This window comes from Paenibacillus sp. F4 (genome assembly GCF_002894905.1).
Taxonomy (GTDB): Bacteria; Bacillota; Bacilli; order Paenibacillales; family Paenibacillaceae; genus Paenibacillus; species Paenibacillus polymyxa_B.
The window spans coordinates 103,897-121,498 of the sequence record NZ_POVS01000010.1; the positions used below are offsets into that span (position 1 = coordinate 103,897).

Annotated in this window: 12 protein-coding genes; 1 reads left to right on the forward strand and 11 read right to left on the reverse strand. The window is 44.3% G+C overall.

The window, feature by feature from the left end; genetic code table 11:
- Positions 1–94 precede the first annotated feature (94 nt).
- The gene (locus C1T21_RS11360; RefSeq protein WP_103048332.1) at positions 95–3,403 is read right to left on the reverse strand and encodes a pectinesterase family protein; all 3,309 of its coding nucleotides are present in this window, start codon (positions 3,401–3,403) and stop codon (positions 95–97) included.
- A gap of 188 nt (positions 3,404–3,591) precedes the next feature.
- Between C1T21_RS11360 and C1T21_RS11365 the strand changes: the two genes are divergently transcribed.
- The gene (locus tag C1T21_RS11365; RefSeq protein ID WP_103048333.1) at positions 3,592–4,431 is read left to right on the forward strand and encodes a helix-turn-helix transcriptional regulator; all 840 of its coding nucleotides are present in this window, start codon (positions 3,592–3,594) and stop codon (positions 4,429–4,431) included.
- 222 nt (positions 4,432–4,653) lie between these two features.
- Here C1T21_RS11365 and C1T21_RS11370 read toward each other — a convergent pair whose 3' ends face one another.
- The 10 genes from C1T21_RS11370 to C1T21_RS11415 form a co-directional block, all read right to left on the reverse strand.
- Positions 4,654–5,691, reverse strand: coding sequence for a threonine aldolase family protein (locus C1T21_RS11370; protein ID WP_103048334.1), 1,038 nt, complete (start codon positions 5,689–5,691; stop codon positions 4,654–4,656).
- Positions 5,678–6,139 (reverse strand): MarR family winged helix-turn-helix transcriptional regulator, encoded by a 462-nt coding sequence (locus tag C1T21_RS11375; RefSeq protein ID WP_103048335.1) that lies wholly within the window; start codon positions 6,137–6,139, stop codon positions 5,678–5,680. The genes C1T21_RS11370 and C1T21_RS11375 overlap by 14 nt, the downstream gene beginning before the upstream one ends.
- Positions 6,140–6,311: 172 nt before the next feature.
- Complete coding sequence (locus C1T21_RS11380) at positions 6,312–9,422, reverse strand: efflux RND transporter permease subunit (protein WP_103048336.1); 3,111 nt, start codon at positions 9,420–9,422, stop codon at positions 6,312–6,314.
- On the reverse strand, positions 9,419–10,810 hold the full coding sequence (locus C1T21_RS11385) for an efflux RND transporter periplasmic adaptor subunit (protein ID WP_103048355.1): 1,392 nt from the start codon (positions 10,808–10,810) through the stop codon (positions 9,419–9,421). Before C1T21_RS11385 ends, C1T21_RS11380 begins: the two co-directional genes overlap by 4 nt.
- 201 nt (positions 10,811–11,011) lie before the next feature.
- Positions 11,012–11,662 (reverse strand): response regulator, encoded by a 651-nt coding sequence (locus tag C1T21_RS11390; RefSeq protein ID WP_025723800.1) that lies wholly within the window; start codon positions 11,660–11,662, stop codon positions 11,012–11,014.
- Positions 11,659–12,891 (reverse strand): sensor histidine kinase, encoded by a 1,233-nt coding sequence (locus tag C1T21_RS11395; protein ID WP_103048337.1) that lies wholly within the window; start codon positions 12,889–12,891, stop codon positions 11,659–11,661. The genes C1T21_RS11390 and C1T21_RS11395 overlap by 4 nt, the downstream gene beginning before the upstream one ends.
- 184 nt (positions 12,892–13,075) lie before the next feature.
- Positions 13,076–13,543 carry a hypothetical protein gene (locus C1T21_RS11400; RefSeq protein ID WP_103048338.1) on the reverse strand — a complete coding sequence of 156 codons (468 nt, stop codon included), beginning with the start codon at positions 13,541–13,543 and terminating at the stop codon, positions 13,076–13,078.
- Positions 13,536–15,560, reverse strand: coding sequence for a S9 family peptidase (locus tag C1T21_RS11405; RefSeq protein ID WP_103048339.1), 2,025 nt, complete (start codon positions 15,558–15,560; stop codon positions 13,536–13,538). The genes C1T21_RS11400 and C1T21_RS11405 overlap by 8 nt, the downstream gene beginning before the upstream one ends.
- Before the next feature lie 44 nt (positions 15,561–15,604).
- Entirely contained in the window at positions 15,605–16,609 is a 1,005-nt protein-coding gene (locus tag C1T21_RS11410; protein ID WP_025723796.1) for an ABC transporter ATP-binding protein, read from the reverse strand.
- Positions 16,606–17,583, reverse strand: a complete 978-nt coding sequence (locus C1T21_RS11415; RefSeq protein ID WP_103048340.1) for an ABC transporter ATP-binding protein — start codon at positions 17,581–17,583, stop codon at positions 16,606–16,608. Before C1T21_RS11415 ends, C1T21_RS11410 begins: the two co-directional genes overlap by 4 nt.
- Positions 17,584–17,602 lie beyond the last annotated feature (19 nt).

Sequence of the window (17,602 nt, forward strand, 5' to 3'; positions counted from 1 at the left end):
CGAAAATTAAGTATGTATCCTCTACTCAAACTATAGAAATAAGCGAGGCTGAACGCTAGAAGCGCTTGCCCCGCTTAACCATTGAACATCAAATTTAAAGACGCCAATCCCAATGATCTGTCCCGCTCAGAACAGCTTCAACGGTGTACTGGCTTGCTTCATCGGCGGTAAGCTGTTTGGCCCAAGGTACACGCCCGCTACTTTCTGCACCTGGCCCAAAGTTGTCAAACTCTCCAAATCTTGCGGTCTGCTCATTGGATTCCTTGCCCCAATTATTCCAGCCGCCCGGCTTGATATGTTCATCCATATAGGTCTTCAAAAAAGTAACATGAGCGTAAGGGCGCCATGGCCGTCCGAGATCCACCTTGCCTGTCAAACCACTTTCTGTTGTCAGACGACATTGAATAAATACAAAGCCCGGCTTGTTCTCTTCTGTTGAAGCTGCTGTCACATATCCAGCACGCAGGCTGTGTATGATCGAATTATCAAACACGGCAGGTGCATTTCCAAATATAAAATCTACACTGCCACTGATGTAGCTGTCCTTAAAATACTGTCTGCCACGGTTCACAAGCAACGTATCCTGTAGGCCGGTAATTTTGACATTGTGATACTTACCACGATCACCTTCGGCATATAACGCTACAGCCTGCACCTGCCCGGTTCCTTCTGTATTGGCAACCGTGACATTCTCCAACACAAAATCGGGACTTTGCACACGCATTGTATAGCTGTTGCTTGTTCCTAATTCTTTTCCGTCCACCACCGTTTTGGCCGTATCATCAAAAGCAATGATCGTTTTGTCGCGATCTTCTCCGATAATGCTCAGATTTTTTTTGGAGGAATTCACCTTTATTTTTTCACGATACGTACCGTTTTTGAGATGGATAACTGTCCTTGTGTTGCTGTCGTCAGGGACTGCGTCAATCGCTGCCTGGAGAGATGTAAAGTCAGCAGGGCCATAGGTCGCTACCACCACACTAGTGGGATGAGTCCCTCCTGAGTCTGTCAGGTTGCGGATGGTGACATTGCTGAATTCCGACGTATTGTAATTCCATACATCGTTTTGTTGTTTGGATGCATCGGTGGCCAACCCGAACAATAGCGGCTGATTATCCGGCACATCTATAACAGTTTCACCAACCTTCTCCCAGTTCGTCACACCATCTGCGGATACCCAGCCGGTAACCTTTTGTCCTTGTCGTACCAGACGAACCGAATATGGCGTTGCAATAAACGTCTCCATTGACGCACGTTTCGTCTTACCATCCGTTTGATCACGACTGATAAGAATACCCTGTTTGCCATATTTAACAAATGCTAAAGACATAAAGGCCATTTTTGATCCAGGCTTCAGCGACTCACGAATCATTACACCCGCTTCGGCATTATCATCCACCGGAGTAATTTGTTCCACACGGGCTGTAATTTCAGTGTTACCTTCCCATTTTTGATAAGCATAATGGAAAATATCTGCCTTACCGTCAACGTCTCCCGCTGACTTCAGTCTTATACTGCTGCCGCTTGCATCTTCTTTTAAGACCTGAGTATGCCCTTTTATATAACCATCGTTGCCCTCAGAGCCAATCTCTTCACTGAGCCAGCTTCCCGAAGGTGTGGTCGTGTTGACGTGAATGGTAACAGGATTGGAAAAGGTAGCCGTCCCTTTGCGATCGGTCACCCGTGCAACAATATAATGGGTACCGTCCGTTACATGGTTCCAATCGAGATGATAAGGCGCAGTCTCTACTTTACCAGCAAGTTCACCGTCAATAATAAACTCAACGTGAGCAATACCATCTTTGTCCTTGGCCGTTGCTGTTAATCTGGCATTATGTCCTGCTTCCAAAATATCGTTATGCTTCAGTGAACGTCCGCTTGCATCAGACACCTGAACGGCGGCCTCCGGATTATCTACCTCTTTTCCATCCGACAGCTTCTCGATTAGATCATTTAAATAGACCTCCAGATTCGTATAGCCCTTGGTAAAATGAGCATACGCCCCTGTGCCAGCAAGCTCCTGACTGTTACGGTCGTCTGCATTATTGGGGTCCAGCCCATTGGCACGTTCCCATTCATCCGGCATTCCATCATGATCACTGTCAGAAAGCTCCGTCGTGGTTACATTATAATCATCGTAAATCCACCCTGCTTCACGCGGAGAGTTAATAAACGCACCCGTTCCATTCTTCACATCATTCATAATTCGGGCGTCCACCGCATCTCTTCTTGGCAGCGTGGCTCCCGAGCTGGAAAGCACCTCAGCGTATGCGGTCTGTGCATCTGTCGCTTGGTATGGACCATACGCATCCGGTGAAATTCCGTTGTCGTATTCCCCTCTAACTTCAATCGGCTCTGCCAAACGGGTGGAAGGATCAATAATTGATCCAATGGATGTCCCAAGCTGCCAGTTGTCTTTCGTAACCGAGTCATTGCCGTACATGTAGTTACCACCAATAAAGATGCGTGTTTTATATTTTTTACTACCCACGTCTACAAAAATTTGACCGCGAACGTCCTCATATGTGTTGGGGCCATACTTATAATAGTTATTTAGCACATTATACGATCCTTCACCGCCACCGTATGAAGAGAAAAATCCCCAGTTATAAATGACATTATTGGTCATTTCCACAGCGTCGATTTGTTTTTTATCGGTTGGAAAACGCGGATTACGGCTTGCATTGTGAGCCAACAAGTTATGATGATAGGTGGAATTTCGTCCGCCCCATATGCCGCCATAGCCGTGACGACCTTTCTGATGCGTGGTCATTAGCATACTTTCGGACGCAATGGACCATTGTACCGTTGTATTGACGTTGTCATACAGGCTCAGTACCTCATCCACCGACCAGCTAAAGGAACAGTGATCAATCATTATGTTTTTATGGTATCTGGCTCCTAACGCGTCATCCTCACTGGGGTAACGGTCGGTCAATCGGAAACGCAGGTAACGGAGAATGACGTTATCTGCATCAATCCCTGTGGTGTAATCGCTTACAGTTATACCGTCGCCAGGAGCTGTCTGACCAGCAACCGTCAGGTTGTTTCCCAAGATTTTAAGTGGCTCCTTGAGATGAATCGTTCCACCCACCCGGAATACGACCGTCCGATTATCGGAGCTGACCGCTGCACGAAGAGATCCGGGTATTATCTGTTCCTCTTTGCCGTAGTCTGCCAGCGTGGTAACCTCATACACTTCACCTCCGCGTCCTCCGGTAACATATTTACCGCCACCCTCAGCCCCCGGAAACGCCGGAATATCCGTCGCCACTTTTGCCACTTTTGCGTTCTCTGTTCCTACCGCAGTCTCCGCTTGGATTAGTGGTGGGCACAAGGTTAACAACAATGAACCCACAACCACATTACATAGCACCTTTTTCCATGTACGCTGCTTGCTCATATTCTGTTTCCTCCCTAAGATTTTCTTTCACATCAGCGCATATTTTTATAAAAACACGATCCGAGACGTTCAGAAGCGCCTTCACCTCCTTTCATCAATCTTTTCTGCTTTTATCATTGGCAGGTTGTCATATATACTGTTGGTATATGAATGCGCTTACTTATCTTAATTTGCAAAGGAAGAAGCACATGAATGAAATGAAAGAAGATAAATATGTCATTGGAGAACAACAATTCTCCATTCATCACATCTATCGTACCGGTTTCACAGTTATGCCCCGGCCTCATGTCCACGAGAACTATGAGCTGTATCTCTTACTGCGAGGCGAACGCATCTATTTTATGAATGGCAAGGTATACACCGCTCGCAAGGGGGATCTAATATTCATCCTTCCTCATGACTTGCACTCTACCGCCAGCACACAATTGCAGGAAACGGAGCGCATTTTGATTCATTTTTCTCCGACATTTCTCCCACAGCAGGATCATGACATTCTTGACCTGCCTCCGTATCAGCAATCCGCGTTGCTTCGCTTACCTGCGAGAGAGCAAGTGGAGGTTGAACGCTTATTCCTACAGATGAATACCGAATGCAGGAATAAGCAGCCTCTGCATGACCGTTGCGTACAGCATTTACTGCTGGAAATGCTGATCCTAGTGCACCGATCAGAAGCGATCGAGCGTAGTGAACCTGTTTCCCCTCATCCCATGCATCAGAAAATCACGGAAATTTCTTCTTTTATCCAGGAGCATTACAATGAACCGTTAACTCTCGAACAAGTGGCCGCGTGCTTTTTCATCAGTCCAGCTTACCTAAGCCGTATCTTTCTAAAGTTGACTGGTTTTCATTTCAGCGAATACATCCGCGTAGTGAGGGTCAGAGCGGCCCAAACAAGACTTCGAACCACCAAAGACAAAATCCAGCATATTGCAGAGGATGTCGGGTTCGGTCATGCTTCCCACTTTAATAAAATCTTTAAAAAAATAACTGGGCTTTCCCCTCTTCAGTACCGCAAGCAGGTTCGGTAGATATTCAGTGTAAAGAATTAGACGCCGATTTTATACCTCCGCTCTTGTCTTGTTTTTCCATTTTTATATCCACTTGCTCTTTCATGGAACTAAAGACAAGCCGCTTTGGAATAAGTAAAATGCACAAAAAAACCATACTTCGCTGCAATGCATGCAACGAAGTATGGCTATTACATAGTCATTCTACATCTTTAAAATTATAAATTACTCTTTCTATGACCTTTATCGCAATGCTTTAATATCCTGAATCAGCATTTTAACATTTTCTTTCTTTGTAGCCCAACTGGTACAGAATCGAACAGCACTATGTGCATCATCAACCTTTTCCCAAAAGGAGTAAGTATATTTTTCACTCAATGCCTTTAGTATACGATCTGGTAAAACCGGAAACTGCTGATTGGTTGTAGAACGGTATTGAAAAGAAAAACCTTGCTCAGATAATCCGTTTTGAAGCAGTTTTGCCATATCTATAGCGTGTTTGGAAATTTCAACGTATAAACCGTCTTCAAACAAAGTTTCGAATTGAATGCCCAACATTCTTCCCTTAGCCAGCAGTCCTCCTTTTTGCTTGATCATATATCGAAAATCTTTTTTCAATGTATCATTTAGAATGACTACTGCTTCTCCCATCAAGGCTCCAATTTTGGTCCCGCCAATATAAAATACATCGCATAGCTTCGCTATATCTGCTAAAGATACATCGCTATCTTCGGCCACCAAGCCATAGCCTAATCGGGCTCCATCTATAAACAGTGGTAAACCACACTCTTGACAGACTCTACTTAATGCTTCCAGCTCTGATTTACTATAGATCGTTCCATTCTCAGTAGGTTGGGAAATATAAACCATCCCTGGCTGTACACTATGCTCAGGAGCGGCATCATTCCAGTGAGTGTCATACAAATCTTGTACCTGCTCGGCCCGGATCTTCCCATCCCCGCTTGGCAAAGTAAGTATTTTATGTCCAGTAGCTTCAATCGCTCCGGTTTCATGAACCGCAACATGTCCAGAAACTGCCGCAACGACGCCTTGATGCGGACGCAGAATAGAAGAAATGACGGTGGTATTGGTCTGTGTACCTCCAACCAAAAAGTGTACATCTGCATTTGGGGAGTCACATGCCTTTTTAATATAAGCTCTGGCTTTTTCACAATGATCGTCCACACCATAACCTGGGGTTTGTTCATCATTAGTCTCCAAAAGTCGCTTTAATATGCGCTCATGAGCACCTTCGGTATAGTCGCATTCAAATCGTATCATTCTGTATCCTCTCCAAATTATCCAATTTCTTCTGAATTAACAACATAGAAGCATGTAATTCCTTAATCTCTTCTTCTGAAAGTCCTTGAACTAATTTTAGAATTTGTTCATCAGACCTTTCATTCAGTTGGTTGTAGAATGCTTTTCCTTTAGGAGTCAAACGAATCAGATTTGTTCTATTATCCAACGTTGAATTTTCCTTAACAAGAAAGCCCTCTTTGCAAAATTTAGCAATGATCCTACTCATATAGCTGCGATCAATTTTAAGAGATTCGACTAGAGTATTCGCAATACATGGCTCGATCAACCCGATCTCTATAATGACACGGGCCTCGGTAAAGGAATATCCGCTATCCAGCACATGTCTATCTAAAACACCCAGTATATTCGTATAGAACCGATTAAAACGCCTCATATCCGCTATCATATTAGCATCTATATTGATCATAACTCCCCCAATTTAGTGGACTTTTGCAACAATTATAGTAATGATTTTTGTGGACTATGTCAATGAAATAATCAATATCGACAAAAGAAAAAATCGTACATTAAGACACTCGTCTAATGCACGATTTCATAGTAATAAGGAAATAATGAAGTATATTCTTTTCTATATTTACCTACAAGGTCACTGAGCTATCGCTATTTATAGCCTTTTCCTTCTTATGCTTTCGTTTCAGCTTCAGATGAGCTACGACCATATACAGCGTCGGAACTACAAACAATGTTAAAATAGTTGAAAAAATCAGTCCGAAAATAATGGTCGTTGCTAACGGTTTGAACAAGATCTCGCCTATTGTGGCAATAGGGATCATACCCACAATCGCAGTTAGCGAAGTAAGCAAGATCGGACGGAAACGGGCAGAGCATGCCATTAGAATGGCGTCTGTTAAATCAGCGCCTTCACGCCGCGCATCTTCAATAAACTCTATCAGCACGATACCGTTACGCACGACGATACCAGCAAGTGAAATGATACCCATAATACTCATGAATCCAATTGGCATCCCTGAAATAAAACTTCCAAGGATTCCCCCTGCCGCTGCCAGATAAACAGTGGTCATAATAATGAGCGGTGTGGAAACCGAGTAAAATTGCATGGTGATCAAGAGGAGAATAAGGAAAATAACAATCACAGCTAATTTGCCCAAGTCCTTAAACATATCAGACTGCGCGGATGTTTCCCCCCCCATCTCCCAGGTGTAGCCTGGTTCAAACTGGGTATTTGTAAGTTTGCTACGGATGTCATTAGTGAGTTCTGTAGCCGTACGCCCATTTCCATTGGCTGAGATCGTTACCGTCCGTTCCAGATCATAGCGGTGGATTTGTTGGATGGAAAAGTCCGGTTTCATCGTGGCTAATTGGGATAAGGGGATTTGTTCCCTTGCCGCATTGTTCACACTTAACTGTTGGAACAATACCTCAGGATCATGGTTTGATTTGTTCATATATACATTTATATCAAGCAATTCCTTACCCGTATCAAAATCCGTTACATTTACACCGTCACCCATTAATAGCAAGGTACGCGTTAAATCGGAATAGCTAACCTGATATTTATCCAAGGCTTGCTGATTAATTTGGAAATTCAGATTATAGCTTTGCATCCCCATATTATCGGTCACATCTACAGCTCCGGGGGTTCCCGCAACAATTTCTTTGACTTTAGTTGTCATGTTTTGCAGCTTATCCATGTCTTCTCCTTTTATACGGATAGACACCGCACTGCCGACCGGAATACCTAATTGGGGAACACGAATGCTGATTAATGCAGATGGATATTTAGCTTGTAGCGTATGGGTCCAGTTATCCACTGTTTTTTTGAGATCAAATAGCCCTTCTTTTCCAACGACAGCAATTTGGCCGTTTACCGCTCCCCCAGAGCCGTGACCACCTGCAACATCGCTGTACAGCTGAGGCGCTCCTCCACCTGCCGTTGCCGCCAACCGCTCTGTTTCTGGCTGTTTTTTGACCCACATGCCAATCTCGTTAATAACCTGATTGGTTGCCTGCAACGATGTTCCTTCTGGCATTGTTACACTGATCGTGGCATCCGCTTGATCGGAATCCGGAAATAATTCAATGGGAACAACAGCAAGTAGTCCATAAGCTGCTGTACCCATCATAAGACCAATAAGCGCTGTTAAAAGTGGGCGTCGCAGTATTCTTGGCATCCAGTTTTTAGAGTACACATTGGATAGAGACTGGATTTGATTCCCCAGAAGTCCAGGTGGCTTAACTGTCCTACTATTCTCTTTTCCTTTACGACGTTGATCATACCATTGACGGAAAATAGGAATGATCGTTAATGACATAATCATGGAAGCCAGCATCGTTAACGAAATAACGGTAGGTATCGGTTTAATAAAGTCACCAATGGTGCCCGGCAGGAATAAAAGCGGGGCAAATGCTGCAACCGTAGCTAGTGTAGCTGTAATGATTGATAAGGAAACCTCTTTCGTTCCTTTAATGGCTGCCTCCGTAGCATCTTCCCCAAATTCAGTGCGCCGGCGTTCAATATTGTCATTGACCACGACGGCATCATCAACCAATATCCCTAGCACGATGATTAATCCGATGACTGAAATTTGATTCAGCGTGATTCCTGTTGTGGGCAAGAAAATAAAGCCGATGGCGATGGAAACAGGAATGGCTAAGGCCACAAATGCAGAAGTCAGCAAATTTAAACCTAATGTACATATCACAATGACCGATATAATAGCGATGATCATCTCTTTGGTCAGGTTTCCAAACATTTCATCTACTCGATCATTTTGCGCAAAAAGCAGCTCAAAATGTACATTCTTCGGCAAACTGCTCACAAGTTCATTGATTTTGGCTGTAGTCGCTTTAGATACTGTTGGCACGTCTGTGCCTGTATCTCCACTCACACTGATCGAAATAGCAGGCTTGTTATTCACATACGTATAACTAGCTGCTTTTTTAAAAACAAGTGAGGCTGTCCCTACATCTTTCAGAGATATCGGGAATCCATCGTCATTGCTTGAAATCTGGACGTTATTTAGAATGGATGGATCGGTAGAGGCATTTACCGTCAGTTGATAAGTACGCTCATTGAAATCCATGCTTCCTGTAGGAACTCTTTCATTCTCATTCTTGATTGCTTGAACAACCTGCTCCCAGGAGATGTTATATTGTTGCATCTTTTGCGTGTCTAAACTGATTCGTACTTCTTGGTCCGGTATTCCTTGAATATTAACTTGTGAAACACCCGAAACCGTTTTTAATTGATCTTTCCATTTGTTCATCAATTCATTCAACGAGTATAAATTCTCAATTTTATCAGAAGTAATCGCATATGAACCAATGAAAGAGCTTGTCATGCTATCATTGATAACCGGCTGCATCGCATCATCTGGAAGCTCAGACCGGGCATCCTGTACCTTTGTACGAAGATCAGCCCATACCTTTGTCGGGTCTGCATCTTCAAAAGCTTCTACAGTTATACTGGATTGGCCTTTAGATGAAGTGGAAGAAATCGTTTTGACACCTTGTACGGCTTTAATTTTCTGTTCCATGACCTTAGTAATGGTTTGCTCGATTCTTTCGGGTGAGGCGCCCGGATAGATGGTTGTAACACTGGCTGACAAAGGAATAACATCGGGCTGCTCTTGTTTAGGTAACGATGTAAAATTGTAGAGCCCTAGCACAATGCACATGCCAAAGAAAATGAGTGTAATTTTCTGCTTTTTAACGATATATTTAATCATTCGGACGACTCCTCCGATTTCCCAAGTACATCATTCCCAATTAAATCACCATTAAATAAGGTTCCTGCTCCTTGCGTAACGATTTGCTCGCCTGCCTGTAGCCCAGAGACCACTTCGAGCTGATTATTAGTCACCTTTCCCAGTTCAATCGGTGTTTTGACGGCTTTTCCGTTTACAGCTTTAAAGACATAAGGATCATTTCCCGTACTAATTACGGCCTCTACGGGCACTAAAAGCGCTTCGTTTTGATTCATGCTTTTAGATGCGCTTATGACTTGACCAGGTTTCCAATTCAGTTCGGGATTGGGAATGCTAACTTCCACATTGATGCTTCCCGTTTTGGAGTTAGTCGATGGATAGATCTGAGTAACGGTCCCTGTTCTAATTTCATCATAGAGAGATATATTTACTTTTTGGTTTTTCTTCCACGATAAGATTTCACTGTCCGGTACGGGGAGGAGTACTTTTAAAGTCTTGATATTTCCGACAACAAATGCCTCACTCCCGCTGGAGCCCAGTTGACCATCAGATATCTTTTTTTCAATCACAACACCCGTGATCGGGGAAGTTAAAGTAGCTTTTTTCAGTGACAAGGCTGACTGTTCATAAGCAGCCAATGCATCCTCATAGGTAGCCTGCGCCTGAGCTTTGCTGGCTAGCCCTTGTTGTATAGTAGCCCTAGCCGATTCCAGCCCTGCCCTGGCCTGATCTACCCCAGCCGAGGCTTGGGCACGCTGTTCCTGGGATGCCCCTGCAAGCAAAAGAGACAATTTCTCTTGCGCATCACTTAAGCTTTTTTGTGCGTTTGCTAATTCCAGCTGCGCATTCTCATTTTCCGTTAATGATACTGCACCTGCCTGGAATAGACTTTGGGACCGTGCGGCATCCGCTTTCTTCTTGTTATAATTATTAGTTGCTACAGTAACCGCATTTTGAGACTGTGCAATCTCCTGCTTTTTGGCGCCATTGTTCAATTCCTGCAATTTGGATTGGGCCGCATTGACCTGGGATTGTGAACTATGAATGCCCGCCTGGGCCGATTGAACAGTAGCCTCCGCTTGGCTAACACCAGCCTTTGCCTTTTCCATGGTTGCCTTTGCCCGATCCAGCTGTAACTGGTAAGCAGATGTATCTAACTTCGCAAGGACACTTCCTTTTTCTACTGAATCCCCAACCTCGACCATGGTGTTCAATATACGTCCATCCGCTTCAAAGGAAACATTGGCTTCATTACTTGCCTGTAAGGTTCCCGCCAAATTAAAATCATTGGCCAATGGTTTCATTGCAAGTTTCTCAATTTTTACCGGGTGACTGGCTTCTGTCACAGAGTTCTCCGATGCACTGGAGCAACCGGAAGCTACTAAGGCCAATGCAACCCCTGCAATCATTATCCTGATTTCTTTTCTCTTCAACTAATGTCATCCTCTCTGATTCTCTCTTCTAAAGGTGCTATCAGCAACCCGTGGGTCAAGTAAACTTTTTCATCCTTTTTTCATGTTATAACAATGAACAAACAAAAAAATCGTACAAAGGGGCAAGCACCTTATGTACGACTGGGCAAATAAATAACATATTTTCAGTTATTATTTCTAAAGCTGTAAAATACCACGTTCCAACGAAACGGCAACAGCTTCGGATCTGGAATCAACACCAAGCTTGTTATAAATATTCGTTAAATGTGCCTTTACGGTACGCTCGGAAATTCCCATATCAAACGCAATTTCCTTACTTTTATAACCATGTGCAACAGACTTTAATATGTGCTTTTCCTTATCAGTCAGAACTAAGTTTCTTTCGTGTGACTCTATCTCAGCTTCTCTCTTATTCGTTGCAGCGAATACCCTTGCTGTTATTTCTGGCTGAAGCAGCGTTTCACCCCTTAGCGCAGACTCAATCGTGCGAAATAAGTTTTCTCGACTGGTATCTTTTAATAAATATCCTTTTGCTCCCAAAGAGAGTCCCTTAATCATTAAATCATCTTCGTTATAGGTCGTCAGGATAATGACTGGTGTTTCATTTTGTTTTTCTCTGAGGGCTTTCATGGTTTCCAAACCACTCATTTGTGGCATATATAAATCCAACAATATGACATGCGGCTGAAGTTCTTCGATCAATTTAAGAGCCGTTGCACCTTCTCCGGCTTCACCAATAACTTCATAACTGTCATTGGTCTCCAGCACCAGCTTTAATCCTTCTCTAACTACCCAATGATCGTCGACGATTAAAATCTTGTATTTCATGATAGGTCTCCTTTAGTAAGAGGCGCCTCTATTTTTATAGCTGTACCTTCTTGAAATATACTGCTGATATTGATTTTCCCACCCAGCATCCGCACACGTTCATGTATACCTATTATTCCGTAATGCCCTGTTTGCTTGGCAATAATATCCGTATCAAACCCTTTTCCATCATCGCGAATCTCGATTTCAATTTTACCTTCGTTATCTAAAATATTAATCCATACGGTATTAGCATGTGAATGCTTCGCTACGTTGGTTAAACACTCGCTTATAATAAACAATCCATGTTCGAACAACAGTCTGGGGACTGAAGCTTTAATTTTGATGTTGCGTATTACACGAATGCTCGTAGCCATTGTAAATCGCTGTATTTCTTCCTCCACGGCTTCTGCAAAATCAACTTCCGAGATGGTTTTTGAACGCAGATTGTCTATAGCTCGCCTTGAATCAGACAATGTTCTTCGCACTTGTGACATCGATTGTTGGACGATCTCCTGAGCTCTTTGCGTACTTCCTTTTGTCAGATGGGCATCAATGGCTTCAAGTTGCATGATTAGCCCAGCAAGCCCTTGAGCCAGCGTATCATGAAGATCACGGGCCATACGTTGTCGTTCGTTAGCAATTGTAAGTTCTTCGACCTTTTGATGTGCGATTTCAAGTTCTTTAAGAACGTTTTGTGTTCGAATTCGTGCTTTGACTTGTTTGAGAAAAAGAACGGCATAAGCTACTATAACAACTGCAATTAGAAAAAATAGCGGGATGAACAACACAAATTGCTTGCCATCATTATGCCAGACCACAGCCACACAAAAAAGTACATAGGAGATCAAAAATACAAGAATGACCTTAAGCGGCTTATAATAAATACCTATACTCTGACCCACCAAAATTGGCATTAACCCAACCAGTACAATCGAAAAACTGTCAGGTAGAAGAAATGCACTTGAAAAGATCAATCCCCCTTGCACAACAAAATAAGCCCATGAATAATTTTTTGCAACTCTTTGAGCATGCAAGTACAAGAGGATGTGCAATATGATGATTACAGTGAATAAGACACTTTGCAGCAGATTTAGACCACTAGACAAATGTTGAAGAATGACAGACTCACTATAAATTATAAAAATCCATATTATAGTTAATACTTTTGAAATATCTTTCTTCTCAAATTCACCTTCACTTATTTCCGGATCTAGATTTTGAATCTGTTCATTGAATACATCAATCATAATTCCCTCCTACAATTCTGAATTCGGCTTTTCAACTTATTAGAGACAACGCCGCTATGACGACCTGGTCCATTTAGTTTGAACAGAAATCATTTATATATTATTTTACAAAAAAACAAACAGAAAAAAACGTACACATGGGCAATATCATTTGTACGTTTGGGCATTAAATACTATTTGCTTTTTAAGAATCATCTTCATTTTGGTATAAAAGCTTAATGCATACGCTCCTCTGCACGTTACCTACTGCTTCATTGTCATCAGTAATCACCTGCCACTGTCTGCCGATGAGCCCTTGTAAAGTATCAATTTCGATAGGATCAAGATACAGATTTTTCAACGTGATTCCATCCTGTTCATAATCGCGATCTATGGCTCGATCAAAACGAAAATAAAGCAGCCTTTTCAATCCATTGATGTGTAAAAACTTAAATTCATAACCACTAAGGATCGCTTCTTCCCACTCGTCTCCTATGTCTTCTGCCGTTTGACAACGTTCTTTGAAATCCATTGTTTTTTCTTTAACCTTATCGAGCAAAGGAGTGAAATCCTGTTTTTTGATACATTCAATGATGACGTCTTTCGGTTCACCACTCGTACGTAAGTTCTCGATCAGAAATGCCACTGGGATGGACAATTTCACTTTACTCATTGGAGTATACTCCTTTACTCAAGTAGGAATTGAACCAAGCCACCACTTGTTCAAAGTTATCCACACGAAGGGTCGGTTTACCGCTCTTTAGCAATGAATGATTGGACCCGGGATATCGAATGAGGCGTGTTATTTTACCCAACCGCTTAAGAGCCGTAAACAACTCATCCCCTTGGCTAACAGGGCAGCGCAGGTCTTCCTCGCCGTGTAAAATCAGCAACGGAGTTTCAATGCTATTTACATGTGCCAGTGGGGATTTGGACCAGAGTAGATCAGGATCTTCCCACGGGTTAGCCCCAACGATTCCCTCCGTATAGGAAATACCAATATCGCTCAAGCCATAGAAGGAGAGCCAGTTGGAGATGCAACGCTGCGTAACGGCAGCTCGAAATCGGTTCGTGTGAGAAATGATCCAGTTGGTCATCAGGCCGCCATAACTGCCCCCAGCCACCCCGAGCCTGGTTTCATCTATACAATCAAACTGGCTCAGCGCAAAGTCCAAGGCGTCCAGCAGATCACGATAATCTCCTCCCCCAAAGTCCCCCCGGCAGGCCTGAGCAAAATCCTGACCATAACCAAAGCTACCGCGCGGATTGGTCATGAGCACGGCATATCCCTGTGCCAGAAGCGTCTGCATTTCATGGCTATACGTGCCGGTATACATCGCATGGGGTCCGCCGTGAATTTGTAAAATTAAAGGAACCTGATCCCCCGGAACCATTCCGGCCGGTTTGAAAATCCATCCTTGTACCTTGAAGCCATCCGAAGCCTCAAACCAAAACTTCTCTGGTGAACTCACTTGCAAGGAAGCCATATGATCGTCGTTATGGTGCGTAAGTCGTTTTTCTTCCCCTGTCTCCAGATTCATTTGATACAGCTCGCCAGGCCGGTCCGCATCAAGTGCAGCAAAAACCAAATAGCGACCGTCAGCAGATAGTGTGTACTGATAGATATCTCTATCACTTCCGCCAGTCACCGCTTGAACATTCCCGTCTATTGTGATGCGGTATATATGAACAGCACCCTGCAACGTCCCGAGCACATACATTTCTGGCTTCAATCGCGCAGGAGCATATAACGGAGATGGAGACGGACCAAATGATTTCATATCGCTTAAGGCGAAGTTGCCGATTTGCATGTCTAATTCAGGAACCAATAGTTCCGGGACTCCCCCCGTAACAGGCACGGTATATAGTCGATTCTGGCTACCACTTCCATAAATGCGATCACTAGCGATCAGAGTCAATGATTTGCCGTCTGGGGCATACGAAAATTGGCTAATCGCCAAGCTGGAATCCGTAACTTTCACCAGATTACCGCCGTCGCAATCGATCGTATACACATCCGAAAACGAAAGCATGTCCGCATCCTTCATGTCGTCGTCTACACGTTTGGACAAGAAGGAAATCTGCTTGCTGTCCGTGGACCATACAGGGTAAGAAGCATTCCAAGATCCCGACGTTATTGGCGTGACACGGCCGTTTTCAAGCTCCAATACATATAAATGACTAAATAGACCGTTCCACCAGCCCGATCCTTCAGCTTTGGGAGTGGTACGATCCACAATACGCCCCCGCTCACCTGATTGCTTGCTATATTCCTCAAGCCCCATGGCTTCCCGCTCAGCGTGTATACTCACCATACTTGTGAATACAATATACTTTCCGTCCGGTGACCAGACGAATGCACCCACTCCCCGCTTCACCTCCGTCTGCCGCTGTCCCTCTCCACCTTCAGCCGGAACCGTCCATAGCTGTTTGCTTCCATTCGCCAGACGTAAAAAAGCTAGCTGTAATCCATCGGGTGACCAAGCTGGAGCCGAATCCTTATGGCCACCGGTCAACGGCTGATCATCGTTCCCAAGAAGGGATACGACACGGATGTGTGTTTGGTAGTCATTCTTTGGGCGATCTATGCTTTTATTGACGTAGGCAATCGTTCCATCGGGGCTTATTGTGGGATCACTGATCCACTGATATCCGTACAAATCCTCCGGTACAATTGATCGTTTATTCATGAGTAGCCTCCTTTTTTGGTTAACGCCTACTTCCAAAAGTTTATCTATTCGTGAGCCACCTGCTTATGCAGGGGAAAATGACAAGCAGCAATATGCCCTGGAGTATGCTCTTCGAGCAATGGACTCTGTAGGCGGCATATCTCTTGTGCATAGGGGCAACGCGTGTGAAAAGTACAGCCCGAAGGCGGATTGGCGGGATTAGGGATTTCCCCCGTCAATGTTATCCGTTCTTTACGCAGCCTCGGATCAGGAACAGGCACTGCCTCAAGCAATGCTTTTGTATACGGATGCTGCGGTCTTGCAAACAACTCATCACGATCTGCAAGCTCCACGATTCTACCCAAGTACATCACCGCGATCCGGTCGCTAATATGCTTGACGGAGGGCAACCCGTGGGCAATAAAAATGTAGGTAAGTTGGAACTGCTGCTGAAGCTCCTTTAACAAATTCAAAATCTGAGCCTGAATTGACACATCCAGCGCGGATACAGGTTCATCACAAACAATGAGCTTCGGTTTCATAGCCAGTGCTCTCGCTATGCCAATCCGCTGCCGTTGCCCGCCACTGAATTCATGGGGATGCCGATCCGCTAAATGCGCGCCTAACCCTACCGTTTCCAACAGTCGAAAAACTTCAGCTTTAAGCTCCTTGCCTCTAGCAATCCCGTGTACCTGAAGCGGTTCCGCGACGATATCAAAAACCTTCATTCTTGGATTTAAAGAGGAATACGGGTCTTGAAATACAAATTGCAAATCTCGTCTGACTTTGCGGACTTCTTCGTCCGTTAAATCAGACAGGCTTTGTCCTTGAAAACGAATTTCGCCTGCCGTGGGTTCTAGCAGTTGTGTAATCATTTGTCCTGTTGTTGATTTACCACACCCCGATTCCCCTACAATACCTAAGGTTTCCCCTGGCATCACCTTAAAGCTCAAATCATCAACCGCCCGTACATAACCGCTCTTTCTGGAAAACCAGCCCTTGTTCATCGGAAAATATTTCTTAAGCCCATTCACTTCGAGAAGCGGTGTTTTCTGTGCTGTCTCGTTCATACTGACACCTCCTCCATCCGTAAACATCTGACATAGTGTCCTGGATTCTTGGCCTGTAATTCAGGATGAATCCTTGTGCACTGTTCCTGGGCGTAAGGGCAGCGGGGATGAAATGGACAACCACTCGGCATCTGCATCATATTAGGAACGGTACCGGGAATCGAATCCAGCCATTCCCTCTGTTCTGTAAGCTTAGGGAGTGATCCTAGCAGTCCGATCGTATAGGGATGGCCCGGTTTTTCGAACAATTCAAATACGTCCGCTTCCTCGACTACTTCCCCGGCATACATCACGACTACCCGGTCAGCCATTTCCGCGACCACACCTAAATCGTGGGTAATGAGAATGATGCCTGTGTTCTCTTCCTTGCTCAGCTTGTGGATTAAATTCAAAATTTGAGCCTGTATCGTTACATCCAGGGCCGTCGTCGGCTCATCAGCGATGAGCAGTTTTGGCTGGCAGGCCAAGGCCATTGCGATCATCACCCGCTGACGCATTCCTCCGGACAACTGATGTGGGAAATAACCTACCACTTTCGACGCACCAGGTATACCTACCCTTTCCAGCATCTCTATACTTTTCTGCCGTGCTTCGGGTTTGCTGAGCTTCTGATGCTGCCGGATGACCTCACTGATTTGGTTGCCAATCGTAAATACAGGATTCAACGAACTCATTGGCTCCTGAAAAATCATGGATACCTCGTTTCCCCGATATTTGCGCATTTCTCCCTTGGACAATTTGAGCAAGTCTCGTCCTTCAAGCAGAATCTCCCCGCCCACGACTTTACCTGGTGCAGCCACTAAACCCATAATAGACAAGGAGGTTACACTTTTACCGGAACCGGACTCTCCAACAATAGCTACTGTTTCGCCTGGATTCACAGTGAAGCTGACACCGTTGACCGAAGGAACGATGCCATCCTCCGTTTTAAAGTAGGTTTTCAAATGATTCACTTCTAGCAATCTCGTGGTCATCTTTTCCGATCCCCCGCTT

Coding starts and splice junctions, on each gene's coding strand:
- C1T21_RS11360 (WP_103048332.1), bottom strand. CDS start 3,403: ATGAGCAAGCAGCGTACATGGAAAAAGGTGCTATGTAATGTGGTTGTG.
- C1T21_RS11365 (WP_103048333.1), top strand. CDS start 3,592: ATGAATGAAATGAAAGAAGATAAATATGTCATTGGAGAACAACAATTC.
- C1T21_RS11370 (WP_103048334.1), bottom strand. CDS start 5,691: ATGATACGATTTGAATGCGACTATACCGAAGGTGCTCATGAGCGCATA.
- C1T21_RS11375 (WP_103048335.1), bottom strand. CDS start 6,139: ATGATCAATATAGATGCTAATATGATAGCGGATATGAGGCGTTTTAAT.
- C1T21_RS11380 (WP_103048336.1), bottom strand. CDS start 9,422: ATGATTAAATATATCGTTAAAAAGCAGAAAATTACACTCATTTTCTTT.
- C1T21_RS11385 (WP_103048355.1), bottom strand. CDS start 10,810: ATGATTGCAGGGGTTGCATTGGCCTTAGTAGCTTCCGGTTGCTCCAGT.
- C1T21_RS11390 (WP_025723800.1), bottom strand. CDS start 11,662: ATGAAATACAAGATTTTAATCGTCGACGATCATTGGGTAGTTAGAGAA.
- C1T21_RS11395 (WP_103048337.1), bottom strand. CDS start 12,891: ATGATTGATGTATTCAATGAACAGATTCAAAATCTAGATCCGGAAATA.
- C1T21_RS11400 (WP_103048338.1), bottom strand. CDS start 13,543: ATGAGTAAAGTGAAATTGTCCATCCCAGTGGCATTTCTGATCGAGAAC.
- C1T21_RS11405 (WP_103048339.1), bottom strand. CDS start 15,560: ATGAATAAACGATCAATTGTACCGGAGGATTTGTACGGATATCAGTGG.
- C1T21_RS11410 (WP_025723796.1), bottom strand. CDS start 16,609: ATGAACGAGACAGCACAGAAAACACCGCTTCTCGAAGTGAATGGGCTT.
- C1T21_RS11415 (WP_103048340.1), bottom strand. CDS start 17,583: ATGACCACGAGATTGCTAGAAGTGAATCATTTGAAAACCTACTTTAAA.